Genomic DNA, 24,560 nt, shown 5'->3' with positions numbered 1-24,560 from the left:
GCATTAGGCAACGCCCGTAATCTCAACGAGGTTTTCAGCAGCCTTACGCGTTAAGCCAGCCCCCAATATGGTGAATCTATCGGGCCTAACATTATGCGCTATTGTCAACGCCTCAATTATTATTTCCCTATCGAGACCGAGTTCCTTAGCCGTGACTGGAATGTTCAGGCTCTGAAGGAATGACCTTATCCTCCTCCACCTCATGCCGTGTAGGTAAGCCATCATTATCGCGCCGAGCGCCACCTGCTCACCATGCAGTGCAGGTCTGAACCCCCTTTCCCTCGCCAACAGGTCTATCGCGTGGCTAAATAAATGCTCGGAACCGCTACATGGCCTTGAGCTACCGGCAATGGCCATAGCGACTCCACAACCCAGCAACGCCTTTACTACTATCCTAACGCTCTCCTCATTATGAACCTTCAACCTATCCCTATTCCTAAGGACTATCAATGCGCTATCCTTGGCGAGGGCCGCCGCATACTCACTGAACTCCTCACCCTTAACCCTGACGGCTAATTCCCAATCCTTAACAGCTATTAACTTACCAACTAACTCACCAATACCGGCTAGTAAGTACCTCCTTGGCGCCTCGAGTATTATCGACGTGTCAGCAATGATGGCTATTGGAGACCTCTGAACCTTACCAACCCCATGCTTATTAAGGTCAAGTTGAAGTACGTGTGATACGTACGGGCTTGCTATACCGTCGTGAGACGCTATCGTTGGTATTGATACGTAGGGTACATTCATCATGTAAGCCATGGCCTTACCGAAATCAATTATCCTACCACCACCAAGGGCTATTATGTAATCAGTGACGTGGGCGTACCTATTCGATAATTCGATAATTCTCTCAGGACTTATTTCATCAACCTCCTCAACATCGCAAATCCTGCATTCAATCTTCTCAATTAAGTGCTTACCGAAGTGAGGGCCGATGAGGATCAAACCCCTTAATCCATCAAGCCCTATCTTACTCAGTATTTCGGGTACCTTACTAATGGCGTTGGGTCCAAATACCACGACACGAGGAATCTCATACATCTCCAATGACTTACGCTGCACTGAGGCCATTATTAATTTAGGCAGGGCATACGGGTAAATTTAAACTATTTCTTTACTCCACTCTCATTATTAATTAATCAAATTATTAAGATCGTTACTTATTAAGGGCCTTGGTAAGGAATTCCACGGTAATCCTCTTAAGGGTTATAACGTTACCATCGATTACGAAATCCTCATTAACATAATCAACACCATTACCCCTTAAGATGCCTATTAAGTCCGTGGTTGGATAAACCGTAGCCCTCTTACCCCTTAATAGACCAAGCTTAGCGGCGTAAGCTGGAGTTGCAAGGGGCAGTATTGTCTTCTTACCACCACTTACTGACTGGGTAAGTAACTTCTCGAAGGCCTCCCTATTAACCATGGGCTTAACCCTACCTGGCATTTCCTTACCAGTAACGGCGTAGTAGGCCCAGTAACCACCTATGAAGATCACAACATCATAACCACCAAGAACATCCTCGCCCAATTTATCCGTTAGATCAATGTCGAAGTTAACATTCGCATTCTTACTAATTAGTCCTGAATTAACCTCCATACCCAGCTGCCTAAGTGCCTGTACTGCCATTGAGTATTCCCCTTCATACGACATGTCAGCGACAATTACTAATGCCTTCATACGCCTTCGAAGGTTCCATGTTAAATTTTAAGCATTTCGCACCTCAATAACGAAACCACCTACTGCTTCGTACCCCTACTCCTCATTATTAAGTCAACAATGAACTTCGCGGCTATCTCGGCATGCTCAAAGGGCCTTGATTGAGGCCTCCTCCTGAAGTCCAGGATGTACACCGAGCACTCACCGGCGTTTGCCGCTGCAAATGCATAATACCTATTGGCTAATTGATGCATTTCTATGTCCTCAGGCGACTCCTGCTCCCTATCCCTGAGACCCACATCCTTAGCCCTCCTCTCAAGTATGTCCTTTGGGTCGAACTCCATGAGTACTATGGCGTCGGGTCTAAGCTTCGTTATTATCCTGTCGGGAAGGCCTGGGTAGAAACCACCTTGAACCCTAATACTTGCGTGGGTGTCTATAATAACGTCGCCGGGCAATTTTGCGATCTCCTCAGCCGCGAGTTCCTGAACCTTCCTATACTCCTCAACCGGCAGTTTCTTCCTCATATCATCCCTATTGGTAATTCCATACTGTCTCTTGGCTATCTCAAGCATGTAATCGCCGTAGTTAACAATGGTCACGTCAGGTAACATCTCCTTAACAAACTTCAAAGTCGTTGACTTACCACTACCCGGTACAGCAACAAGTACAATCTTCACGCGATAAGGCGCTTCGCATAAATTTTAAATTTTATTACACGGTCTCCCTACCGCTTATTCATCGTAGAATCTTACTTTTAAATAAGTATGGGAATTCATATTCGTGGTAATCCGCGTTCTCCACCTGTCCTGGGAATACCCACCCCACATGGTCGGTGGGTTAGGAAGGCATGTTTATCACATTACGAGACATTTAGTCAAGGATGGTGTTGATACAACGGTGATGAGCATAGCGCTACCTGGCTCACCACCCTCTGAGGAGGTCGAGGGGGTTCATGTTAGGAGGGTTGACCCATTCAGGTTTAGGTCAACGGGTTTCATCACATGGGTCCTGAACTTCAACGAGGAAATGATTGAGGAGGCCCTCAGGCTTTATGATAAGTGGGATTTTGACCTGATTCACGTCCATGATTGGCTAACGGGACCCGCAGGTATCGCACTTAAGCACCTGCTTCACAAACCCCTGGTTGCCACTATACACGCCACTGAGGCCGGTAGGCGCGGTGGTATTCACAATGAGGAGCAACTCGTAATACATTCGTGGGAGTGGAGGACGACCTACGAAGCGTGGAAGGTCATTGTTTGTAGTAACTACATGATGAACGAGGTCTCGGCAGTGCACGGAGTCCCAAAGGATAAATTAATAATGATTCCCAATGGAATCGACGTATCCTACATAGACTCCGTAAGCGTGAAGCCCGGCTTCAGGGACCTATATGCAATGCCCAGTGAGAAGATTATAGTCTTCGTTGGTAGGCTCGTTCATGAGAAGGGGCCCGACCTAGTACTGGCGGCATTCAGGGAGTTATTGAAGTGGGATTGGAACCTGAAGCTCCTGGTTATTGGTGATGGGCCAATGAGGGAGTACCTAATGGGTCTCGCCCATGATTGGGGCATTTGGAACAAGGTGTACTTCACGGGTAGGGTTAATGATGAAACACTATACTCAATACTTAAGGTCTCAGACCTGGCAATACTACCCAGTAGGTATGAGCCCTTTGGAATAACAATACTCGAGGCCATGGCCGCAGGCCTCGCTGTAATCACGACTAGGGTTGGCGGGCCTGATGAGATTGTGCGTGATTGGTACAATGGGGTTAAGGTATCTCCTAATAACGTTGATGAGATAATAAACGTGGCCAAGATACTACTCAGCAATGATGAGTTGAGGAGGGGCATAGCAAGGAATGCTAGGGACTCCGTGCTCAGGTGGTATACCTGGGATAGAATTGCCCGTTGGACGAAGAAGGTTTACCAGGACGTGCTTGAGGAGTATGAAAATGCGAGGTGGGTATCGATGTGGTGATGATTATCAGGAAGGGAGACCTTACATCACCTCTCAGCCCTGGCCACATCAATCATCGTAAGTAATGATTCATCGAGCCCTTATAAGTGTTTATGGTTCATGACCTACGAAGGAAAAATCTTATAAGGGATGTGTTAGGACCATGCCTGAATGCCCAAGGAAGTGAAAGCACGGGCGCATACGTGGTATGAGGTTGATTATGAAAAGGGTACAATAAAGTTTCTAAGGAGGATCTGCCCAAGATGTGGCTCGGTAATGGCATATCACAAAGTCCCTGTGCCTAGATGGGCTTGTGGCAAGTGCGGCTATACGATATTTGAGCAGGTTAGGGCCCGATAAGCGTTGAACAAGTTATATTCATATTATTTATAAGTGAGGGAAAGGATTGCATCAATTATGAGGATTAGGGAGGTTAGGGTTGGGGTTTTTAGGGCTGGTCTTGAGATTCCGGATTTTGGTTCTGCAAATGAGTTTCACGCGTTATGGCCTTAACTTCTTTGGTTGCTTTCTCCGTTTCCTCAATAGCCTTCCTCATTTCATCAACTTCCTCCTTGGGTAACGGCTGTATTGATGCTGAGGTTGCTGTTAACTTTAGGTACTTGTCCCAGTAAATAACGACACCCTCATCGGTTATATCCATTGGATGCCTAACCATCGAGATCTTAGTATCCCTCATCTTCCAAACAATTATTGACCTATACAACTTACCATCTATCTCATCAAGGTCCACTCTAATGATACCATCAACGGCATGCTCAACACCAGGCCCACCAAAGCCACGGGCCGTTAGAATTAAGGAGAAGGTTGGTGGTAGGGTCCGCGTAATAACGGCACTCAAGTATGGCCCACTAGCGAGATTAAAATTGGGAAAGAGGGATTTTAGGCCCGTGGGTCCTGGGTGGGGCAGTTTAGGTTTGCCATTGCCTTGGCTGTTGCCCAAGCTCTCTCGGTGTTGCCCTCACCTACTGCCTCCTCATGCATCCTCCTAAGCACCTCACAGACCTTAACAACTAACTCCAGGTGTCTCTTGATTTCGTCCTGGCTTATGTGGACCTCGAACCTCCCACCATACTCCCTCAACTCGGCATTGTAACCCGCATTCCTTAGTCTTTCCAGGACTGCCCTGGCATCCTCAAGCCTTTTACGCCTGATTCTTAACTCCACGTATCCTTCATTATTAATGTGCACGCTCATCCTAACGCCGGCGACCTCAACTGACGACCTACCTATCGGCTTAACCTTCGCACTAGCCAGTGCAATTATGTTTCTGAGTTTTTCGGCGTCAGGTAACAGGGCCAAGTCCTCAACCAAAGCCTTAATCATCGGGTTGCTAAGCCACTTCCTAGCGAGCTCGACGGCCTTCGAGCTATTAATACTATAGTGTTTAACGACTTTCTGATCAATATCCCTGAAGCCGAGGGCCCTCATCCTATCGATAATGCCCCTCCACAACTCATGCTTTGAACCGCCAATCACGAGCCTGACTGTCTTATTAATGATATCGATATTACCATCTCCAAGAATAGCAGTCAATAGGAACGTTAGAAATTTCTCCTCATCACTAAGCTTAGAAACCTCCTCGGCGACCTTAGCCTTACTCACGAACTCACTCCTATGGTCGACGGCCATTAAGGACCACATGACATTGATACCAGCCTCATTGAGACCCACGGCATGTATACGCATACCATTTCTCCCAGGCCATGTCAGTATCCACATCACAGACTGCCAAAGCTGGTTGGTGTTCATCACTAAGTAGCCCCTTTTATCAATCGATCCATCGGTCATGATCAAACCATAACGCATGGGCTTGAGCACGTCATCACCAAACAACCTGGGAGTTACGACGCTAATACCCCTAGAGCCAACCAATGATATGTTTATTGTTACGCTACTTCCTCTGACCCTAGTTATTTTGATTGATAGGTGCTTCGTATACAGATGTGCCGTAAAGCTCTTGTTTTTATTGGAAGGTTCTCCTGTTATAATTATTGTCGTTTCATTTCTCCTTAACTTTTCGATTAATTTCTCGAGTTCTCTTCGGTATGTTTTCAGCCATTTCTCGCGAGCTTGTTTTGCTAACGTGAGCATTTTCTCGCCAATGTTTATCATTGCCCTCCTCATCTTTACGATGTTTTCATCGTTGATCTCCTTAACCTTCGTTTCCACCAGCGTCAGCCAGCTGCTTAGTTCGTTGATTGCCCTGTCGAATGGTGTGTTCGACTCACTCAACAATACATCCTTGCGTCTCTCGACCCTCCTCATGAACTCGTTAATCAACTTCATCACTTCCCCGATTATTTTCGGATCACTGACCTCCTCACCGCACCCTAATCGCTTACCGCCCTCGACCTTGACGCCCCAGCATACTTTCAATTGCCCAGGGCCCACGGACTTGATTTCCGACTCCATTACCAGGTCCTTCTCGCTCATCGATACTTTCCCAGCGCATGTCTTTAAAAATGCGGTAATTTTAATAGGGCATTGGAAAGTGGGGTTCAGCGGTGTGCTTGGTCCTCTTCAATGACCTCGCCATTAATGTTCATGAAGTGAACCGCGGCCCTCAGTGCATAGCCGCAGTAGAGGAGTTGTAACTCGTCGGGGTAATACCTACATACGACTGCGACCTCGTCGTCATGGTCGATCAATGCGTATGCTATGTTCCCCTCGTTGTCCCTCGACTTAATAATGCGGTATCTTGCACCATCCTCGTCCCTGCACGCGACAGCATTTTTCCCTCTTAACCAGTTCCCTCCAAACGTCCCAAAGCGATGGTCAGGAACTGGCTAGGGGCGATGATGGGGGAAGGTTGGTCTTAAGTATGCCTTAAAGCTGGATGCCGCGCTCAGTGACTACGTCGAGGAGTTTGGAATGAATGCGGAGGCGCTGTTCCAGGCGATGACCTACGTCGCATCGAGGTCGAGGAACATGAGGGTCTCCGACACACTGAGTAGCGAGGCTGGCAAACTCCTCAAGGAGCCGGCGCAGTACCTCGCCACCTACAGCAAACAAAACCAATAAACAAAATTCCCCAAACCCAGGCGCAACAAAACAACACCCAATAAATAATCACAGTGATTAAAAAGATTGTGAAAAATTGGGATTCAGGAAGAAACACAACGCATACACACAAACAACGAAACAAACATAGAACAAAATTCTCCCAAACCTAGGCACAACGAAACAATGTTCAATTAATAATTACAATGATTAAAATGGCTTCCACCTCAATGGACAAACCTTCAAAAACCACTCCACAGCACCTATTGCACCACTATGGCGATGCAAACCGTTGAGGCTCAATTGCCGGTGCTAGTGACCGTCACTAGAGAGATTAATGTACCGAGAGTAGTGAGGGTATTGGTTATGTGACTGATTACCACCACATTAAGGAGGGTGTGTACTTCTCAGACCTACTCGCTGAGTTCATTAGGAGGGTTATTGCCAGGTTTGTTGTTGGTAGGGATACCACGGAGTACGAGGCGATTTGGGATGAGTTATTCCAAAGACTCACGAGGTGGGGTAGGAGGGGTTTTGTGATTCACGCAATTAGTGGTGTTGACATAGCCATTTGGGACCTACTGGCTAAGGAGGTTAATAAGCCCCTTTGGAGATTACTCGGTGGTTATAGGAGTGAGGTCCCGACATACGCAAACACAGCCCATCAACTACCACCTAGGGAGCTTGCGGCCAAGGCCCTTGAGTATGTTAAACAAGGCTTTGATGCTGTTAAGATTAGGGGCTCCTTAACGGCGGTTAGTCCTGAGGAGGCTACCGAGCGTATTAAAGCCGTTAGGGAGGCCGTTGGGCCTGATGTTAAGTTGATGGTTGACCTAAACGGCACCTACGACCTAAACCTAGCAACCAGGATGTGCAGGAGGTGGGAGAGGTATGAATTATTCTGGATTGAGGAGCCCGTGCACCCAGACAACCTGGAGGGTTACAGGAGGTTGAGGAGGGTTTGTGGAATACCCATTGCCGCCGGTGAGCAGCATCACACGGTCTATGACTTTAAATTACTCCTCGAGAGTGAGGCTGTGGATTTTGTCCAGCCTGATGTTGGTCATGTTGGTGGTATTACGGAGTGGCTTAGGGTTTGGGCGTTGGCTAGGGCCTATGGGATACCAGTCTCACCACACCTAATGCCAATAGTCAGTGCACACCTGGTTGCCGCAAAGCCAGGCACCCTATGGATTGAGTACACGGCACCAGACAACCCACTGAGGAGTGCAATATTCGATGTATTCGATGAGCCAAAGTCAATAATGTATGCCAAGAATGGTAAGGTCTACGTACCAGAAACACCGGGCATAGGCATAAAACTAAAACCACAACACCAATTCTAACAACACGGAAAAACTATTTTACTTCAAAATTAACGCAGAATTGATGGATCTAAGGAAATTCCTAATGGACCTGAGGAATGAGGGCATTTTGAAGTTCGTTGATGAGGAATTGAGTATTAACTATGAAATACCGTACGTAATCACGCGGTTCGATAAAGGACCAGCCCTGGAGTTCACAAATGTGCGTGAGTTTAAGGAGGTCCACGTGGTTGGTAATGTCGTTAACACCAGGGATAAGGTATACAGGGCACTCAATGTAAGGAGTGATATTGAGTTTTACAGGAAGCTTCTTTGGGCTGAGGATGTCGCACCATCCTATAAGCCTTCAGAAACGAATAATGCCGTTTACGAACCACTGCCTAACGTTGACCTAACAAGAATGCCCATACCCAGGTACTTCGAACTCGAGCCGGGACCCTGCTTAACGAGTGCCGTTGTGGTTGGGATGGATGTTAGGGATGGCATATTAAACGCGAGTATCCATAGGCTAACCCCAATAGGCCCTGATAAATTCGTCATTAGACTTGTGCCCAGGCATTTATATAGGATTTACGTGAGAAATAGGGAAATTGGTAAGGACACGCCCATATCCATTTCATGGGGCCTACACCCAGCCATCCTGGTTGCCGCAGCCTCATCACCACCCTTCGGCGTCTTCGAGTTAAACATGGCCAATGCCCTGCTTGACGGGTCACTTAAGGTTAAGGTCCTGGACAATGGAGTACCTGCGCCCGTGTATGCGGAGGTCGTGATGGAGGGCTACATATCGGCTAGGGAGACGGCTAGGGAGGGGCCGTGCATGGACGTATTGGGTACGTATGACGAGGTTAGGGAGCAACCCATCGTTAGAATCACGAGGGTTTATATCAGGAGAGATAACCCATTAATCGCCCAAGCGCTCGTGGCCGGTTATTCTGAGCATAAACTACTGATGGGTATTGAGAAGGAGGCTAAGATTTGGCAGTTTGTTAGTAACGTAGTCCCTGAGGTTAAGGCAGTGAGGCTCACTGACGGTGGTTGTGGATGGCTACACGCGGTTGTTGCCATTAGGAAGCAGAGTGATGGTGACCCCAAGAACGCAATCATGGCAGCCTTCGCGGCGCATCCAAGCCTTAAACACGTGATTATCGTGGATGATGATATAAACATTGATGACCCAAGTGAGGTTGAGTGGGCGATAGCGACTAGGTTTAGGGCTGATGAGGATTTAGTACTCATTAAGTATGCCAGGGGTTCGACGTTAGATCCCGTGGCCATCGACCCTGTGCAGGGCATAACCACTAAGGTTGGTATTGATGCAACGAGACCCCTTAATTCTGACGCGAGTAGGTTTAGGAAGGGGGTTATTCCTGCCTCTATCGATCTTAGTAAAATTAAGTTTAGGTGAGTATACGTTTACTTCACGTATACATTTCTCCCATATTTAGTGATTATTACCTGGGCTAATTAATAAAAGGAGGTTTTGAGGTGGCGTGCTGTGGATATTGGCATCATTAGGCCGTATGAGGTTGAGTATAACCCTGAGGATGTGGTTGATTTAGAGGATGCCATTAGGTCCTTAGGTCATAGGGTTAGGAGGATTTACATAGACATGGTTGGTGTCAGGTTTGGTAGGGGTCGCATTGATTATTATCAATTAATTGGTAGGTCTAATTATGAGGAGTTAAACGTATCAGGTGCAATACTTAGGCATATAGGGGTGATAAGGGACTTTGAGCAGTTTGTGCATAGGTTATGGGTTGTCAGGGCTTTCGAGCTTAATGGCATTTATGTAATGAACCCAGTCCTGAATTGGATGATGGCCGGTGATAAGTTCATATCGTTAATGCTATTGGCTAAGCATGGGTTGCCAGTCCCAGATACCGTGGTTAGTGAGAACATGTTCGTTGCCTATAACACGGTTAAGGAGTTCGGTAAATCAGTGATTAAGCAGATCAGGGGCGCCATGGGCTTTGGAGTCTTTCAAGTCGATGATGCTGATGTTGCCATGCACATATTCAGCTACTTAACAAACCTGAATAAGCCGATGTATGTGCAGAGGTTCCTTGATAAGGTTGGCAATGGCGATTATAGGGTTGTGGTTGTTGGTAATGAGGTAATAGGCGCCGAGTTTAGGAGGGGCGTTACGTGGAAGAGTAATGTGGCTCAGGGCGCTAGGCCCGAGCCTGCTAAGGTCACGAATGAATTAAGCGAGCTCGCATTAAAGGCCATTGAGGTCCTTGGGCTTGATTATGGGGGTGTTGACATCGCCGAGACCAGGGATGGGTACTTCATACTTGAGGTTAATCCAACAATGTCCTGGCAGGGGTTCAAGAGGGCCACGGGTATTAACCCCGCCAAGTACATCGTGAATTACCTAATTAGTAAGGTGAAGGCTTAGGTTATCCTTGAGGCTATCCTCACAATCTTCAATGCCACATCCATTGCGTCAAGACCAAACACGTAGGTGACGGGCTCCAGGGCATAGCCACCCAGGTCAATCACAACCTCGAGCGTTGGGTCTTTAATTAGTGAATTAGCCACAGCACTAATGACCTCATCCTCATTGGGACTTTCATGAGGACCCACCTTCACGTAATGAATTCCCAACCCCCTAAGCGCATTCTCCACCTTCTCATCGTACTTAATGCTCGCCACGGACCTATACCTCGGGTTCACGTTCATGCACTTAATAATTAACCTGCCCAGGTGCTTACTCCCACCATAGGTTGGTCTTGAGCCTACGATGACCCTCCCGTCATGGGCGTCAATCCTGCCAGGAACGCCAACAACGTCATCCTCCGTTACCGCGCCGGGCTTTGCCTCAACAATGTTCATTAATACCCTCGGTATTACAACCTGAATTTCGGGATGAGCCTCAAGGATCGATAATGCCCTCTCCACATTCTTAATTATTGAATCTGAAATGCCCGTAATCAGCACTGAGCATACGTTACAATTCGTGGGTAATGATGGGACGAGCCTTCTATGGGCATCGCATAGCCTTAAGGAGCCCAGCTCCATTATTACGGCATTGGTTAAGTATTCGAGGGCCTCATACTCCCTACTACTTAACACCAGCTCTACAACGTTTTTGACAACCTCGAGCACCCAATCCCTGTTTATACCCAGTGACTCGGCCTTACTGAGTAATTCATCGTAATCCCTACTCACGTACCTATTAACCGCCGGCTGTGTTACACCGAGTATCTTAGCCACCCTGAGTTGGCTATACCCACTCTCGAGTAATCTCTTGGCAATTAAGCTCCTTATTATTGGTAGTACATTCTCAGCTGCAAATTCAAGCCCTGTGCTTATGCTCACGACTTAATAAGGCGCATTGTCACTATTAATCCTTACTTTTACACTCTCCTAGGCACTCCTCATTTCATTAAGCATCTTAACAACTACGTCTATTGGGTCATTATTTGTTGAGTACTTGCTAATGACATTACCACCCCTGGTCAATAGGATTAGGTACTTACTACCCATTACTGCTTGCCCATCATTCATGTACGTCCTGACCAGCAGGTACTTATCACCACTTATTAAGGCTATTTCCAGGGGCATCGACGGTATTCTGCACATGCAGGATGTGTTTACCCGACCAATGCTAGCGTAATTACGCAGTATCCCAAGTATGGTTAGTACAGTCCTTACACTCCCTGAACCCGCATATCCAGCGTTTATGAATAACGTATCACCAACCCTATAAGGACATATTAATGGGTAATAATCAGAATAACCGGAATTTGGATCCCCAATTAGTATGAAGGCATTCCTTATCGTGACCCAATCATTGTACTTCCTAAGGTCAACACCACCCCTACTGGGTATCCTAACAAGCGAATCCTCACTTAATGTGTATGAGCCGTACCTACTACCCATGTCCATGGCCTTAATCACGTATTGCCCAAAGGATGCAATGGCCACGTGACCCGTCACCTGCCTATCCACCTTAAGTTCATTAACTAACTCAATACCGTTAATGTTGCCTAGAGTCGTGGTGGTCCCATCAATGCTCCACACGGCTAATTCCTTACCCACTCTACCAATCACTAGTACGGTGGGTACCTTGTAGGAGGTAATCATTGATTGTTCTTTTTAAATTAATTATTTAAGATTTATATTGGTACGCAACACTTCACGCATGACATTGGTAGTAAGTGACGATTTGATAAAAAGGTTGATGGGGGTTATTGATGATAGGTGGGTTAGTATTGAAGAGGTGGAGCACTTACTGGGTATAAAGATGAATATTGATTTAATAAATAAATTGAGTAGGTCTGGCTTCTTTGAGGTAATGTATAGTACGTTAGATGGCACGTTTTATATAAAGAGGAGGGTTATTGAGAATTCCGTGGCTGATAATGCCAGGAATGGTATTAACGATTCGGGTAATGGTAGAGGTAATAAATTGAATCTTCAGAGACTTGTGGATAAAATGAAGAGTGAGATTCAGGGAATGATACCAAAGCCCCAATTTGAGGAGTGGCTCAGTAGTAATGTTTCTGATAATTGGCGATTAATCTATAATCAATTACTAAATGATGGTGTTATTGAGGAGGTGATCGTCTCGGGAATGGTTTTTGTAAAGGTCAACAAATGATTTAATTCATGGTATTGCAATGTACACATCACCCCTCCTCTTAAGCATGCCGGCGAATACGCCCCACTCAGCCAGCAATATTTCGAGTAAATGTCTAATGCCTGGCTCCCTGGCCTCTACGTAGCCCTTCTCATTCAATTCCTCGATAAGATCATCGATGGTGAAGGGCTTACGTAACCCCAGGTTATAGGCTGTGTGAAACGGCTCAAGATTAAGCAACTTTTGCCGAAGTATCTTCTTCCTATCACTAATCTTGGCATTGAGGAATTCCTTACCCTCATTCGTAATCTTAACATCACCACCCTTAACCTCGACAAACCCAAGGTAAACGGCGGCATTAAGTGCCGGAATTAAATCATCAATATCCGACTCCATCTCCTTCGCGATCATGAATATGTCGGCTTGTCCCTTAAACTCATTGGCGAGCGTATCTATTAATCCAAGCACATCTGCGAACCTTGCATCTAACGGCATAAATGGTAAACCAGGCATAAAACCTGCTTCTATAGGTTATCACCTTAGTGGTTAATAAGTATTATTTTGGGTAAAATCCACTGTTATAATCATGAAAGGGTTAATCTATGGGAAATTACCTTGCACTTCTCACAAACCTCAACATACTCATTAACCCATGTCCTCCACCTGCGTGAGTAATATCTTGAGGAGTACATTAGGGCCATTGGTGAACCGCAGCTAGGGCAGGCATTTCCCCTCAGCATTACGTTACTGACCTCCCTGTAAAAGTTCGTTATTGCAAGGTTAATACCATCCTCCAAGTCCTCCTCAAGCCTATCGATATTTATTGCGTATACCTTAATATTCAACTCCTTATTAAACCAATAACGAGCCCTAGATAAATTATTCATGATATAATCACTAATTACATAAGGCCTCTCAGAAATAACAAATAATGCATTAATATCATTAAGATCCAGCTCCTCAATCATGTCGAGTGGGTTAGACCACCATGGAAAGTAATCCCCGGGAACAACCCAAACCTTAGCCCTTAACCTATTGAGGTCAGCCTTTATTGAGTCATCACGAACAACCCTAATCTTAAACCCCCTATTCCTCAATACCTCAATGACCTTATCAATAATCCTCATGACAATTCCTCAGCTAATAACCATGATAGAATTAATAAATTATTTATTACCTCCCTCCAGGAAACTATTAAATGGGTGATGAGGACCGGAGAGATGAATCATGAAGAGACCACGCAGGACTGACTCACCTCTTACCGAGTTGAAAGACCGATAATGTGTTCTCAACAATGATATTACTCAGCTCTGTTACATTAATATTTAGAATACTTGAGAGCTCCGTCAGAGTTACCTTAATGTGTACTGGTCTCGACACCTCACCAGGACTAGGCCCAAGCTCAGGTGTATCGCTCTCAAGGAGTATCCTATTTAGAGGCAGCATCATGGCCAAATCCCTCTTCTGCCTAGACCTGGTTATGGTTGGTGGTATTGAGAAGTAACAACCAAGCTCAAGTAATTTCATTACCTGCTCTTTACTGCCATTGAATGCGTGCATTACGCATTTAACCGGCCCATACCTACTCAATAACTTGATAACATCGTCTTCAGCGTCCCTCGAATGAATTATCAGTGGTAAATCAAGGTCCCTGGCAAGCATTATCCACTTAGTGAATATGTGTCGTGAAATCTCCCTAAGCATTCTATCCCTAACAACACTATAGTCAAGCCCAACCTCACCAATACCAACAATCAAGTTCCTCCTCTCATTAATAACCCTCATGATTTCCTGAACCTCCCTAATATCGAAGCCGCCATAATCATAACCCAACGCAGTATAAACAAACCCACCATACCTACTCACTAAACTAAGTGCATTCCCTACCTCATTGAGTCTCATGGTCACATTAATTATGGCCAATAATCCCTCCCTACGAGCCTCCCTTACCAACTCATCCGCATGATCATACACATCCCACCTACTTAAATGCGCATGCGTGTCGATCAAGGCTTCCCAACCTCATGATTAACCACCCCTATAAATTAATTTATTTAATTTAATGGGGCTGGGCGTTAAGTATAGGTTTTTAAAGAGCCATTATTGCGTAACTCGATGTCGGCACTCAGTATTAACCCATTAATCTATAGGTTCGTTAGGTACTGCCTAAATAGGGCTTACCTTGAGCTTGATGACTCTAAATTATCGGCTGATGAGAGGTATAGTCTAGAGACCATACTGTCAATAATTAGGCAGGCTGAGGATAATTGGAAGGATGTCAATGACGTTGTGGAATTCATAAGCAATGAATTACCAAAGATCTATGGTGAGGCTCTTGAAAGGCTCCCTGATAAGATAGTCGATGATTTATTCGAGAAGGTACTAAACAATTGTAAGGACCTTGATGAGGTCAATACAGACCCGAAGGTACTTAATGCAATTAACAGCGCTCTCGAGAACATGAAGAATATAAAGAAGAAGTTCCTTGAGGGTTCTAAGACGCGGATTTACGAACCCTCCGCATAATTAGTGCCTAATTAACTTGCTTGGGCAACATCTTATTGGATAATGGATATTGCCGATTACGTATACTCAATGCTGAGGGAAAAAGACGTAATCCTACTAAATGCATACCCCGGTTTTGGTAAATCCAGGATAGCAGTGACGATAGCCAAGAGGTGGATCAACGATGGCGGCCAGGCACTAATAATAACTAGGTCTAGAGCAGAGGCGCTACAGCTTTGTGAATTCACGAGACAAGTTGGTATTAGGGATAGGGTATCATTATTCCTTGGCAGGGAATCAATGTGCCCATTTAATGCACGTAACTCGAAGCAATGTCTTCTATATAGGTTGAGTGGTAAGTGTAGGGTTAGGAAGACTGAGGTATCGTCGTCTGTGATGACCTGTAATTCCCTTGACCTATTTAATGATGGTTTATGCCCATACGAGGTTAATGAGGCTCTTGCCTATCAACTACCCATAGTAATATCAACCCACGCATACCTATCGAGCCCCGAACTTTACGGTAAGTTAATGAACATAATCAATACCTGGAACAAACCTCTCGTGATAATTGACGAATTCCACAACGTTGCTGCGGGTCTTGAGGAGTCAGTGAGTATAAGCATTGATGAGTTGAGACAATGGGCATCGCATGGTAATGACATAGCCAATAAGTTACTTGATAGGGTGGGTAATTATACACCGCAGAGGGAGGTTGTGGTTTTGAGGAGATTTGATATTGATGATTTGTTAAAGGGGTCGGAATTAATTAATGATAAGGTCATTGAAATACTGACGCACTTTGGAAATGACCTGTGCGCATTCACGTATGATGGTAAGCTTGTTAGGCTGAGGTGTCTCTCGCTTAAACCTATTCATGACTTAATAATGAGGTCACAAAGAGCTCTTTTTCTGACGGCATCTATTGGTAGGAGGTTTTCCTACATCATGAGTATTTACTCTAAGCCTTCATACTACGTGGCGGTGGATTCCCTACCAAGGGAATACCGAGAAAACCTTAGCGTTCTATCCATAGTTGATGTAGAGTTCACGCATAGAAATAGGTTGTTAAGGGAGTACCTGGACATCGTTAATAGAAGTATTAAGGTCTTCATTGAGTCATCACCACCAACCGGTGGCTTAGCCATCTTCTTTCCAAGTATTGAGTATCTGGATTCCTACGTTAATCAATACGCACCACCTGTTTGGGGAGTACCAACCTTCGTGCTTAGGAATAGCTCTGAGGCTGTAAATGCCATTGGGACATTTAAGGAGAGCGCCAGGGTTACCAAGTCATTAGTAATAACATATGCCCAAAACCCAATTGGTGAAGGTGTGAACTTTCTTGAGCAGGAGTTGGTCGGGGTCATGATCATTGGGTTTCCACTCCCTCAATATAGTCAGTGGGGTTTCCTAAAGTCTCATTATTATAAAAGGCTTGGGATTAATGGATTTACGACCACGTACCTATTCCCAGCAATATCAACGACAACGCAAATAATCGGTAGATTGCTGAGGGATTTAGATAGGCATAAGAAGGTCGCGGTTCTACTCGATGGGAGGTTTTACCGTTATAGAAGGTACATGCCTAAGTGGCTTATGTCTAGGATGAGGCCTATGAAGCTGCTTCAATTCCTAAAAGCCTCATTATGGCGATGAATGAGATCCTCATAGTGCCTTATAAGTCCTGCTGGGATCTTCATAATGAAGCCTATGGACATATTAAGCATTAGTGCAATAGCAATACCTGCCTCATTAGTTGTTGCATCATTAGCAAAGGAGTTCCTTGGCGATAACGTTACAGTAGGCACGCGCTTCATGATACCCTATAAAGTGCCACTTGATAAACACCTCTGTATATTGGGCCCTACTAGGGGTGGTAAGTCATCGCTTGTTAAGGCCATGATTAGGGAGCTTCATCGAAAGTATGTGGTCACCGTATTGGACTGGCACGGTGAATACGCAGGCCTATTACCAACGTTACCCACTTCAGCAATTAACATAGACCTTGAGAAGATACCGCCGAAGTTGCTAACCGAGATACTGGGTTTTGGCTTGGGACTTAATGAGCCGAGTATGTACATGCTTTATAGGATGATTCGTGACGGAAATTACACGAGTTTCAGTGACCTAATAAGCAAGATAGATAATTATCTCGTTAGCACGAGGACGGAGGCTGAGATGAAGGCTGCCATACTTAGGAGGCTTGAGTACTCGGCTATGAATATCGGCAAGGGTATTGTGAGCATTGAATCGCTCATGGAGGGTGACGCGGTTATAGATCTCAGTGACTTAACAATTATTGAGGAGAAGAGGCTCGTCTCATCGCTAATATTAGCTGCACTATACATGCATTATATGAGGAGGGGCTTGATTGAGAAGGGCGTTAGGCATGTATTGATTATTGAGGAGGCTCAGAACATACTCGATATGGGCGGCCCCACTTACTCAATCATTGATCATATAATAATGGAGTTGGCGAAGTATGGGTTGAGGACAATCCTAGTTAGTAATGCCGTTCCTAAATCATCAATATTAAAGCATTGCAATATAGTGCTGTTTAAGATAAATCCTGATCTCCTGGATGAAGGGGTGGCGTTTTCCAGGAACTTAATTAATAAGTTGAGCGAGATATCTACGGAGGAGGCATTAGTAATAACAAGTAAGGGCATTACTAAGGTGAGACCGTTAAAGGCAGTTATTGAGCCAACCCATGTAATAATTAGAGGGCACAATGACCTTAGAAATGCTTCGTCTCAGGAGGTCACTTCCTCAGTGGGTAATAATGGATTTAATGAAAGGTTGAACGATGGAGTGAATGGTAATGAGACTAAGACCGTTAATACTAAGGTGAGTGAGGACTTAAATAGTAGGGATGAAGAGGACGGTAGAGCACCTATGAAGCAGGTTAATCCCGTTAATGACGCCGTATTAATTAATGGTTCAGTAATTAATAATGGCGATTCCATATTTAGGAAGCAGATAATGGAGTTGGAAAGGGAGGTTGCTAATTTACGTGATAAGATCAATGAAATAGAAAGAATATTAGATGCAGATGAGAAACTCATTGAAAAGATACTGGAGCTTGATGGTAAATTGAAAAATAACTCACACGTTTAATTATAAAGAGATTCCATGAAACTCTAACGTTTATTAATTACGGAAGTGTCTCCAATTCTCAATTTATTTATTTAAGCAGATATATACGGGAACCCTGGTGCCCTGATGACAGCCTCGGAAAATTTAATGGTGGACACAAAGAAGGTAAAAATCCTAATACTCCAAATGTTAAAGGACATGGTCCTCAACGCAAAGGGTCAATTAATAACCTTTAGACCTGCAAAGGTTGCCCAGGACATATCAATCTGGACTAGGAAGAGTCCACGCTCAGAGTCGGTAATAGTTAGGAACTTCCTTGAGGAACTCGTTGAGCTTGGTCTCATTAGGGTTATTAAGAGGAGCGCCAGGGGTAAGGTTTACGGTATAATGAGGAATACGGAGTTCTGGTTAATTCTTGAGCATAATAATGTCCATGAAATACTCTCCTTCATTGATGGTTATAAGTCAGCGAGGAGGAGTAATACAAGTATAAATATGTTGAGGGAATTAGCTAATGCCCAAAAAATAAACCTAGCACAGACAGCCACGAATGGTGGGAATAAAAACATATCGGGTAATCCGTGATTTAATTAAAGATCCTCAATCCCTAATTAATTACGTAGAGGATTATTTATTGAGGATTGCTGGGTTAACATACGCGGCTAAGGAAATCAATGGCGAGGTTGCCAGGTTAATGGTTCATGGGAGTAATGGGGATGCAGAATTAAGTATTAACCATGAGGTTAGGGTTAAGGGTCACGGTAAGATGAGGGACCTCGTAAATGCGTTGGTCCTAAGGTACCTGGGTACTGACGGCATGCGTAGAATAACAATACTTCTGTTGCAGAGGGGTAATAGGGTTTATAGGGTCAATGATCTGCCAAGGTCCTACTCACCATCAATTGGTTTAATAGGGCTTATGTTAATCTCAATCATGGCATTATCAATAGTTGTTGCCGTGTTGAGAATCATTAATGTAATACCATCAATACACCTAATAATAATACTGCTCCTCTCGCCACTTCTCATACCAATAATTTACTCATACATCCTTCAGTTAAGGGTAAGGCATGGTGATTTAAGGGATTCACGAATCATAAAGTTCGTTTTAGAGTATAGTGATTTTGAGGAGAGGAGGTTCAATGAGGCTCTGCGGTTTTTATCTAGGATTGAAAACACGAGGTCATTAAATGAGATCAGGAGGTTCCTAATTTCGTTGGTTAATGATGCTAGGACGAGACCGCAAAGTTTCTATGAGGAGGAGATTGATGTTAACTCATTAATTAAGAAATTGGGTATTAAGGGTAATTATGGTATTTACCTAGTTAATGTGAATCAATGTAATGCCGCATCCATAGGATTACCTGGCATCAATTACATAATCTTAACCTCAAGACTTGTATCGTGCTTAAATACTGATGAATTAGCCGCCGTAATAATGCACGAGGTTGGTCACATAATCCACGGCGATTCCGCGAAAACGCTCTTCCTAATATCACTGGCTCAGTTGGTGAATATTGCGTTAATAACATACATAATACCATTAATGAGCCTACCAGCAATACCAATCCTCATAATCGCAATCCTCCTTGAAGTATTCGGCATAGTCTCTGTAATGAAGCTAAGTGAGTACTCAGCGGATAAGTATGCACTTAAGTTCGTACCTAGGAGAAGCCTTGCCATGGCGTTAATTAGAGTCACCTGGAAGGAATTACACAACGAATTAGTGCGTAGGAGGTTGAGCGTCTTCGCCTCACACCCATCGGTATCAAGTAGGTTGGTCAGGATTCTGCAGTGACTTGCTATATTTCGTTGTTATTTAGTGGTTAGTTTAATTTTTGTTCCTAGTCACGGCGTATACATGGACTTAATTGAAAAAATGAGTGAATTAAGGATGTTAATTAGTAGGCTGGAGACTAAGTACCCTGAATTATCGGAATTATCGTCATTGATAAATGACGTAATTACTAAATGCGTATCGTTATCAGACGTATTAATGGGCATATACTCGATTACGGATTCCGCAATTCGCGAGTTAATACTTGAGGGTAACCCAGCACTAATGAATCTAAACTCGGTATTAATAAGGAAGTACCTTAGTATAATCAGTAGTTCTGAGGACTTAAACGATGCCCTAGCCAAAGTAACACCCCAGGAAAGGCAATTACTCATTGATACGATTAAGATCCTCAAGAAGAGGGGTTTTGTTGACCTCGACCTTGATTATGGCAGTGACGGAATCAGGGTAAAAATAATAAGTAGGATTGGTAATGAGGGTTCGTGAGCGACTTCGACGATTATTATGAAAGTACACTAGAGAAGGATATTTATAGCTCTGATTTCTTCCCGTATTTCAATATGCCTTACGATGTCCCATTTGTACCTACGCCAGAGGTCGTGGTTAGGAGAATGCTCCAATTGGCTAATGTTAAAAGGGATGAGGTTGTTTATGACCTTGGTTGTGGCGACGGTAGGATCGTCATAATGGCCGCCAGGGAATTTGGGGCCCAGGCTGCATGCATTGAAATTAGGAAGGATCTATATGAACAAACCCTCAGGAGGGTTAGGGACCTTGGGCTCGAGGATAGGGTTCGCGTGATTTATGGGAACTTCTTCGAGGAGGACTTATCTGAGGCTGATGTGGTTACGATGTACCTACTCACAAGCGTTAATGAGAGAATAAAGCCTAAGCTTGAACGTGAGTTAAAGCCAAGTACTAGGGTTGTGTCTCACGACTTTGAGGTGCCTGGTTGGAAGCCATTAATTGTGGAGGACCTCTATGAGGAGTGGAGAAGCCATAAGATCTACCTATACAAAATACCTGGTCTTGAAATACCAGTACCCATTGAGGGTTTAGAGGAGAAATTGAAGAATACTCAACTTAACGAGAAGTACCTGGAGATTCTCGAGCTAATTGATGGTAATAGATCCATTGAGGAGATATCGAATAAGACACAATTAACGATAAGGAGCATCAGGAACATAGTTGGTGAGTTAATGAAGCAGGGGTTCATTAAGGAGGTAAGGGTCGTTAAGTAATCAAATTCGTAAAACATTAAAAATAAATTAATTTGAATCTCTCAATGAGTAATTCACCGTTCATATCAAGCGAGGTTTACGATTTAGATGTTGGAATAAACACAATAGATGATCTGATAGAAGCCTATAAACGAATCGGCGGGTTTCAAGGTAGGTACATAGCCGAGGCAGCAGACGTATTATTAAGCATGTACAATGATCCTAACACCACGGTCTTCCTATCATTCACGGCGAACCTGATTTCTACGGGACTCCGAGGTTTGTTAGCCAGGTTCATTGAGAGGGGATTTGCGGATGTCATAATAACGACAGCGGGTACTCTGGACCATGACATAGCCAAGTCAATGGGTGGTAAGTATTACCAGAGTTACTTTGATGTTGACGACATCGAGATGAGCAAGGCCGGTATTCACAGGATTGGCAATGTAGCTGTCAGGAAGGAGCACTATGGACCATTAATCGAGAAGTTCGTGCACTCTTCACTTGAAGAATTATCAAAAATTAAGGAGGAGTGGGGTGTTAGGGAGTTACTTTGGGAAATGGGCAGGAGGATTGACGATGACTACTCAATACTAAGGGCGGCGTCAAGGGCTGGGGTGCCTATTTATGTGCCTGGATTTGTGGATGGTGCCTTTGGCACGGCAATACTCACTTATAACGAGATGCAGAGAACGAGGACTGGGGGTAGGCAGGTTAGGGTTGATGTTCTTAAGGATGAGCATGAGTTAATGGATATCGTTTACTCGAGTAAGTCCCTGGGTGCATTAATCATTGGCGGTGGCATATCTAAGCATCACGTGATTTGGTGGAGTCAGTTTGCCGGTGGGCTTGATTACGTGGTTTACATAACAATGGCCGTTGAGTGGGATGGTTCATTAAGTGGTGCTCGCCCGAAGGAGGCCATCACATGGGGTAAGGTGAAGCCAACCGCTAGGCAGGCATTCATTCTTGAGGATGCGACTGTGGTGCTACCCATATTAATACCATACGTAGTTAAGAAGCTGGGTTTCAGGAGGGGTGTCAGGGTTATCACATAGACGTAGTGCCTTATATATCGAGTTGAGTATTACTTAATTGATGAGCATGAAAACGGAGAGGGTTAGGAATAGGGGGGATATATTCATTGAGGAGGTCTTACTCATAGCAATATCTATGGCCGTACTCGTGGCCTTGGTATCACTAATAAGTGGGTTATTTGGTAATGCCGTGACGGGTATCATGCATTTGCAGGGTTCTGTCAATAATGCATTGAGTGGTTTCATTAATGATCTCCAGAGGGTGGTTTCTAATGCTTTCAATTTCACAGGCTAAGGACATAAGGAGTATCGTGAATGAGTTAAGAAGTAAGGGTTTCAGTAAGCTAGACATATACCTAATACTTAGAACACTAAAACCAGACGCAAAGCTCGAATACCTATTATCACCGGGTGAGTTGGACATAGTCAATAGGGTTAATGGATTAAGGATTGAGCTTTATAGAATGAGGACTGAGCTCTATGACCTGGAGAAAAAGGTGAGGAGGAGGCATGAATTAATAATGGGGGTGTATGAGGAACTGATGAAGAGCATGGCTAAGTAATGACCTATCAGTATAAGAGTAAGTATTAAATATTAAGCTGTACCGTGCTTATTATGACGACAAAATACATCTTTATAACTGGCGGTGTATTATCAGGCTTAGGTAAGGGCATCACAACAGCATCAATTGGAAAAATCCTACAGGCCAGGGGCTATCGAGTAACGGCCATAAAGATAGACCCATACTTAAATGTTGATGCCGGTACAATGAATCCATTCCAGCATGGCGAGGTCTTCGTAACCTTTGATGGCGGTGAGACGGACTTGGACCTTGGGCATTATGAGCGATTCCTCGACATAGAGGTCCCGAAATACCACAACATAACCAGTGGGCAGGTGTATTACACGGTCATAAGGAGGGAGCGTAAGGGTAAGTATCTCGGCCAAACAGTTCAGTTAATACCGCATGTTACCGAGGAGGTAAAGAGGAGGATTTTACTTGTAACGAAGAGGGAGAAGCCGGACATAGTATTGATAGAGATTGGTGGTACCGTGGGTGATTATGAGGGATTACCATTCCTTGAGGCTGCGAGACAGATGAGGCTTGAGATGCCCAATGACGTGTTATTCGTACATGTTGCCCTGGTACCCATATTATCGACAACAGGCGAGCTTAAGACAAAGCCATTACAGCATAGCGTCGCTGAGCTTAGGAGGGTTGGTATTCAACCAGACATAATAATCGCTAGGTCACCTAAGCCATTGGACGAGCAAACCAGGAGGAAGATCTCACTATTCACTAATGTATCTCTCGACGCCGTTTACACGTCGTACGACGTCGACACGATTTATAAAGTACCACTAGTACTTGAGGAGCAGGGTCTGGGCAGGTATATATTGAATAAGCTTGGTTTAGCCCAGGTAGAGCCTAAGCTTGATGACTGGATTGCCTTTGTAAATGCCCTTGAGGATGGGAAGGAGGAGATTAATGTTTATATGTGCGGTAAGTACGTTAAGCTCCATGACTCTTACATAAGCATTGTTGAGGCCATTAAACACGCGGCCGCTAAGTTAAGGCTCAAGCCGAACATTGTTTGGTGCGATACTGAGGAGATTGAGAAGGATCACGTTAAGGTTACGGAACTCAATAATGCGGATGCCGTGATTGTATTACCGGGATTCGGTGCCAGGGGTGTTGAGGGGAAGATAGAGGCCATTAGGTATGTACGTGAGAATAACATTCCATTCCTAGGCATATGCTATGGAATGCAGCTCGCCGTTGTTGAGTTTGCAAGGAATGTGGCAGGTCTCAAAGGTGCTCACACGACCGAGGTTGATCCGAACACGCCTTATCCAGTCATTGATATAACACCTGAGGAGAAGGATGTTGAGGAATTGGGCGGTACGATGATACTCGGTGATAGGAGGATTAACATTATGAAGGGTACAATTGCACATGCCATTTATGGGATCACGGAGATTAGGGAGAGGCATAGGCATAGGTATGAGGTTAATCCCAAGTTCTTCGATATACTTAGGGAGAAGGGTCTCGTGTTTTCTGCGTGGAGGGTTGACGTGCCCAGGGTTGAGATGATAGAACTTCCAAACCACTACTTCTTCGTGGCGACTCAATTCCACCCAGAATTCAGGAGTAGACCGCTAAGGCCGCATCCAATATTTGTGGCACTCCTAAGGGCTGCCTATAATAGGAAGCATGGGTTACCATCGCCGTATAGCGTGAATACCACAATATATGCGTAATCAGTTTTCGAAGGCTCTGTCATTCAATCCTCCGCGAACTGCATCATCACCTGGTTATTTTACGTGTTTGTATTAT

Annotated in this window: 28 protein-coding genes and 1 pseudogene; 18 read left to right on the top strand and 11 right to left on the bottom strand. The window is 44.6% G+C overall.

Features of this window, described 5'->3' with window-relative positions; translation table 11 throughout:
* Nucleotides 1-3: 3 nt before the first annotated feature.
* The 3 genes from VDIS_RS11655 to VDIS_RS11645 form a co-directional block, all read right to left on the bottom strand.
* On the bottom strand, nucleotides 4-1,074 hold the full coding sequence (locus tag VDIS_RS11655) for a sn-glycerol-1-phosphate dehydrogenase (protein ID WP_013337463.1): 1,071 nt from the start codon (nucleotides 1,072-1,074) through the stop codon (nucleotides 4-6).
* Nucleotides 1,075-1,159: 85 nt separating this feature from the next.
* Nucleotides 1,160-1,684, bottom strand: a complete 525-nt coding sequence (locus VDIS_RS11650) for a DJ-1/PfpI family protein (RefSeq protein ID WP_013337462.1) — start codon at nucleotides 1,682-1,684, stop codon at nucleotides 1,160-1,162.
* Between the two features lie 59 nt (nucleotides 1,685-1,743).
* The gene (locus VDIS_RS11645; RefSeq protein WP_013337461.1) at nucleotides 1,744-2,343 is read right to left on the bottom strand and encodes an adenylate kinase; all 600 of its coding nucleotides are present in this window, start codon (nucleotides 2,341-2,343) and stop codon (nucleotides 1,744-1,746) included.
* 103 nt (nucleotides 2,344-2,446) lie between these two features.
* Here VDIS_RS11645 and VDIS_RS11640 point away from each other — a divergent pair, with 103 nt between their 5' ends.
* Both VDIS_RS11640 and VDIS_RS12740 read left to right on the top strand, forming a co-directional pair.
* A complete protein-coding gene (locus VDIS_RS11640) occupies nucleotides 2,447-3,649 on the top strand; it encodes a glycosyltransferase family 4 protein (protein WP_013337460.1) in 1,203 nt (400 codons plus the stop codon).
* Nucleotides 3,650-3,799: 150 nt separating this feature from the next.
* Entirely contained in the window at nucleotides 3,800-3,988 is a 189-nt protein-coding gene (locus VDIS_RS12740; protein WP_013337459.1) for a 30S ribosomal protein S27ae, read from the top strand.
* Nucleotides 3,989-4,076: 88 nt separating this feature from the next.
* Here VDIS_RS12740 and VDIS_RS11635 read toward each other — a convergent pair.
* From VDIS_RS11635 to VDIS_RS12900, 3 genes and pseudogenes are all read right to left on the bottom strand, one after another.
* Nucleotides 4,077-4,430 (bottom strand): annotated as a pseudogene (locus VDIS_RS11635) (ATPase domain-containing protein); the annotation flags it as partial.
* Nucleotides 4,431-4,528: 98 nt separating this feature from the next.
* Nucleotides 4,529-6,082 (bottom strand): hypothetical protein, encoded by a 1,554-nt coding sequence (locus tag VDIS_RS11630; protein ID WP_013337458.1) that lies wholly within the window; start codon nucleotides 6,080-6,082, stop codon nucleotides 4,529-4,531.
* Between the two features lie 65 nt (nucleotides 6,083-6,147).
* The gene (locus VDIS_RS12900; protein ID WP_171804863.1) at nucleotides 6,148-6,297 is read right to left on the bottom strand and encodes a hypothetical protein; all 150 of its coding nucleotides are present in this window, start codon (nucleotides 6,295-6,297) and stop codon (nucleotides 6,148-6,150) included.
* Between the two features lie 250 nt (nucleotides 6,298-6,547).
* On the opposite strand from VDIS_RS12900, the gene VDIS_RS13140 reads away from it, so the two are divergent.
* From VDIS_RS13140 to VDIS_RS11615, 4 genes are all read left to right on the top strand, one after another.
* Nucleotides 6,548-6,670: a hypothetical protein gene (locus VDIS_RS13140; RefSeq protein WP_281041772.1), complete on the top strand. Its 123-nt coding sequence runs from the start codon at nucleotides 6,548-6,550 to the stop codon at nucleotides 6,668-6,670.
* 347 nt (nucleotides 6,671-7,017) lie between these two features.
* Nucleotides 7,018-7,995: a mandelate racemase/muconate lactonizing enzyme family protein gene (locus tag VDIS_RS11625; protein ID WP_013337456.1), complete on the top strand. Its 978-nt coding sequence runs from the start codon at nucleotides 7,018-7,020 to the stop codon at nucleotides 7,993-7,995.
* A 43-nt stretch (nucleotides 7,996-8,038) separates the two neighbouring features.
* A complete protein-coding gene (locus VDIS_RS11620; RefSeq protein WP_013337455.1) occupies nucleotides 8,039-9,382 on the top strand; it encodes a UbiD family decarboxylase in 1,344 nt (447 codons plus the stop codon).
* A 90-nt stretch (nucleotides 9,383-9,472) separates the two neighbouring features.
* Nucleotides 9,473-10,375 carry an ATP-grasp domain-containing protein gene (locus tag VDIS_RS11615; RefSeq protein ID WP_013337454.1) on the top strand — a complete coding sequence of 301 codons (903 nt, stop codon included), beginning with the start codon at nucleotides 9,473-9,475 and terminating at the stop codon, nucleotides 10,373-10,375.
* Here VDIS_RS11615 and VDIS_RS11610 read toward each other — a convergent pair.
* Nucleotides 10,372-11,298 (bottom strand): thiamine-phosphate synthase family protein, encoded by a 927-nt coding sequence (locus tag VDIS_RS11610; RefSeq protein WP_013337453.1) that lies wholly within the window; start codon nucleotides 11,296-11,298, stop codon nucleotides 10,372-10,374. The two genes, VDIS_RS11615 and VDIS_RS11610, sit on opposite strands and share 4 nt — an antisense overlap.
* Before the next feature lie 48 nt (nucleotides 11,299-11,346).
* Complete coding sequence (locus VDIS_RS11605) at nucleotides 11,347-12,066, bottom strand: hypothetical protein (protein ID WP_013337452.1); 720 nt, start codon at nucleotides 12,064-12,066, stop codon at nucleotides 11,347-11,349.
* 58 nt (nucleotides 12,067-12,124) lie between these two features.
* Here VDIS_RS11605 and VDIS_RS11600 point away from each other — a divergent pair, with 58 nt between their 5' ends.
* Entirely contained in the window at nucleotides 12,125-12,583 is a 459-nt protein-coding gene (locus VDIS_RS11600) for a hypothetical protein (RefSeq protein WP_013337451.1), read from the top strand.
* Between the two features lie 6 nt (nucleotides 12,584-12,589).
* Here the strand turns inward: VDIS_RS11600 and VDIS_RS11595 are convergent, their stop codons facing one another.
* From VDIS_RS11595 to VDIS_RS11585, 3 genes are all read right to left on the bottom strand, one after another.
* Complete coding sequence (locus VDIS_RS11595; protein ID WP_245522520.1) at nucleotides 12,590-13,057, bottom strand: AAA-associated domain-containing protein; 468 nt, start codon at nucleotides 13,055-13,057, stop codon at nucleotides 12,590-12,592.
* Between the two features lie 89 nt (nucleotides 13,058-13,146).
* Nucleotides 13,147-13,689, bottom strand: coding sequence for a hypothetical protein (locus tag VDIS_RS11590; RefSeq protein WP_013337449.1), 543 nt, complete (start codon nucleotides 13,687-13,689; stop codon nucleotides 13,147-13,149).
* A 124-nt stretch (nucleotides 13,690-13,813) separates the two neighbouring features.
* Nucleotides 13,814-14,572: a TatD family hydrolase gene (locus tag VDIS_RS11585; RefSeq protein ID WP_013337448.1), complete on the bottom strand. Its 759-nt coding sequence runs from the start codon at nucleotides 14,570-14,572 to the stop codon at nucleotides 13,814-13,816.
* 105 nt (nucleotides 14,573-14,677) lie between these two features.
* Between VDIS_RS11585 and VDIS_RS11580 the strand changes: the two genes are divergently transcribed.
* From VDIS_RS11580 to VDIS_RS11530, 11 genes are all read left to right on the top strand, one after another.
* Nucleotides 14,678-15,088 (top strand): hypothetical protein, encoded by a 411-nt coding sequence (locus VDIS_RS11580; RefSeq protein ID WP_013337447.1) that lies wholly within the window; start codon nucleotides 14,678-14,680, stop codon nucleotides 15,086-15,088.
* 42 nt (nucleotides 15,089-15,130) lie between these two features.
* Nucleotides 15,131-16,726 (top strand): helicase C-terminal domain-containing protein, encoded by a 1,596-nt coding sequence (locus VDIS_RS11575; RefSeq protein ID WP_013337446.1) that lies wholly within the window; start codon nucleotides 15,131-15,133, stop codon nucleotides 16,724-16,726.
* Nucleotides 16,727-16,780: 54 nt separating this feature from the next.
* Nucleotides 16,781-18,187, top strand: a complete 1,407-nt coding sequence (locus VDIS_RS11570) for an ATP-binding protein (RefSeq protein ID WP_148678347.1) — start codon at nucleotides 16,781-16,783, stop codon at nucleotides 18,185-18,187.
* 105 nt (nucleotides 18,188-18,292) lie between these two features.
* Nucleotides 18,293-18,751 (top strand): hypothetical protein, encoded by a 459-nt coding sequence (locus VDIS_RS11565; RefSeq protein WP_013337444.1) that lies wholly within the window; start codon nucleotides 18,293-18,295, stop codon nucleotides 18,749-18,751.
* Nucleotides 18,717-19,964: a M48 family metalloprotease gene (locus VDIS_RS11560; protein WP_013337443.1), complete on the top strand. Its 1,248-nt coding sequence runs from the start codon at nucleotides 18,717-18,719 to the stop codon at nucleotides 19,962-19,964. Before VDIS_RS11565 ends, VDIS_RS11560 begins: the two co-directional genes overlap by 35 nt.
* Nucleotides 19,965-19,988: 24 nt before the next feature.
* Complete coding sequence (locus VDIS_RS11555; RefSeq protein WP_245522518.1) at nucleotides 19,989-20,450, top strand: hypothetical protein; 462 nt, start codon at nucleotides 19,989-19,991, stop codon at nucleotides 20,448-20,450.
* Nucleotides 20,451-20,524: 74 nt separating this feature from the next.
* Entirely contained in the window at nucleotides 20,525-21,205 is a 681-nt protein-coding gene (locus VDIS_RS11550) for a class I SAM-dependent methyltransferase (protein WP_171804880.1), read from the top strand.
* 44 nt (nucleotides 21,206-21,249) lie between these two features.
* Nucleotides 21,250-22,242, top strand: a complete 993-nt coding sequence (locus VDIS_RS11545) for a deoxyhypusine synthase (protein ID WP_013337440.1) — start codon at nucleotides 21,250-21,252, stop codon at nucleotides 22,240-22,242.
* Between the two features lie 40 nt (nucleotides 22,243-22,282).
* On the top strand, nucleotides 22,283-22,516 hold the full coding sequence (locus tag VDIS_RS11540) for a hypothetical protein (protein WP_013337439.1): 234 nt from the start codon (nucleotides 22,283-22,285) through the stop codon (nucleotides 22,514-22,516).
* Complete coding sequence (locus VDIS_RS11535) at nucleotides 22,494-22,784, top strand: hypothetical protein (protein ID WP_013337438.1); 291 nt, start codon at nucleotides 22,494-22,496, stop codon at nucleotides 22,782-22,784. Before VDIS_RS11540 ends, VDIS_RS11535 begins: the two co-directional genes overlap by 23 nt.
* 53 nt (nucleotides 22,785-22,837) lie before the next feature.
* Nucleotides 22,838-24,484 (top strand): CTP synthase, encoded by a 1,647-nt coding sequence (locus tag VDIS_RS11530; RefSeq protein WP_013337437.1) that lies wholly within the window; start codon nucleotides 22,838-22,840, stop codon nucleotides 24,482-24,484.
* The last annotated feature ends 76 nt before the right edge of the window (nucleotides 24,485-24,560 follow it).

It is taken from the genome of Vulcanisaeta distributa DSM 14429 (assembly GCF_000148385.1).
Lineage (GTDB): Archaea > Thermoproteota > Thermoprotei > Thermoproteales > Thermocladiaceae > Vulcanisaeta > Vulcanisaeta distributa.
This window is presented reverse-complemented; position numbering and strand designations above follow the sequence as displayed.

Bases quoted from the DNA above. Each gene is read 5' to 3' on its own strand.
- VDIS_RS11655 (WP_013337463.1), bottom strand. From the start codon at position 1,074: ATGGCCTCAGTGCAGCGTAAGTCATTGGAGATGTATGAGATTCCTCGT.
- VDIS_RS11650 (WP_013337462.1), bottom strand. From the start codon at position 1,684: ATGAAGGCATTAGTAATTGTCGCTGACATGTCGTATGAAGGGGAATAC.
- VDIS_RS12740 (WP_013337459.1), top strand. From the start codon at position 3,800: ATGCCCAAGGAAGTGAAAGCACGGGCGCATACGTGGTATGAGGTTGAT.
- VDIS_RS11630 (WP_013337458.1), bottom strand. From the start codon at position 6,082: ATGAGCGAGAAGGACCTGGTAATGGAGTCGGAAATCAAGTCCGTGGGC.
- VDIS_RS13140 (WP_281041772.1), top strand. From the start codon at position 6,548: ATGACCTACGTCGCATCGAGGTCGAGGAACATGAGGGTCTCCGACACA.
- VDIS_RS11620 (WP_013337455.1), top strand. From the start codon at position 8,039: ATGGATCTAAGGAAATTCCTAATGGACCTGAGGAATGAGGGCATTTTG.
- VDIS_RS11605 (WP_013337452.1), bottom strand. From the start codon at position 12,066: ATGATTACCTCCTACAAGGTACCCACCGTACTAGTGATTGGTAGAGTG.
- VDIS_RS11600 (WP_013337451.1), top strand. From the start codon at position 12,125: ATGACATTGGTAGTAAGTGACGATTTGATAAAAAGGTTGATGGGGGTT.
- VDIS_RS11595 (WP_245522520.1), bottom strand. From the start codon at position 13,057: ATGCCGTTAGATGCAAGGTTCGCAGATGTGCTTGGATTAATAGATACG.
- VDIS_RS11590 (WP_013337449.1), bottom strand. From the start codon at position 13,689: ATGAGGATTATTGATAAGGTCATTGAGGTATTGAGGAATAGGGGGTTT.
- VDIS_RS11580 (WP_013337447.1), top strand. From the start codon at position 14,678: ATGTCGGCACTCAGTATTAACCCATTAATCTATAGGTTCGTTAGGTAC.
- VDIS_RS11575 (WP_013337446.1), top strand. From the start codon at position 15,131: ATGGATATTGCCGATTACGTATACTCAATGCTGAGGGAAAAAGACGTA.
- VDIS_RS11570 (WP_148678347.1), top strand. From the start codon at position 16,781: ATGGACATATTAAGCATTAGTGCAATAGCAATACCTGCCTCATTAGTT.
- VDIS_RS11565 (WP_013337444.1), top strand. From the start codon at position 18,293: ATGACAGCCTCGGAAAATTTAATGGTGGACACAAAGAAGGTAAAAATC.
- VDIS_RS11560 (WP_013337443.1), top strand. From the start codon at position 18,717: ATGGTGGGAATAAAAACATATCGGGTAATCCGTGATTTAATTAAAGAT.
- VDIS_RS11550 (WP_171804880.1), top strand. From the start codon at position 20,525: ATGCCTTACGATGTCCCATTTGTACCTACGCCAGAGGTCGTGGTTAGG.
- VDIS_RS11545 (WP_013337440.1), top strand. From the start codon at position 21,250: ATGAGTAATTCACCGTTCATATCAAGCGAGGTTTACGATTTAGATGTT.
- VDIS_RS11540 (WP_013337439.1), top strand. From the start codon at position 22,283: ATGAGCATGAAAACGGAGAGGGTTAGGAATAGGGGGGATATATTCATT.
- VDIS_RS11535 (WP_013337438.1), top strand. From the start codon at position 22,494: ATGCTTTCAATTTCACAGGCTAAGGACATAAGGAGTATCGTGAATGAG.
- VDIS_RS11530 (WP_013337437.1), top strand. From the start codon at position 22,838: ATGACGACAAAATACATCTTTATAACTGGCGGTGTATTATCAGGCTTA.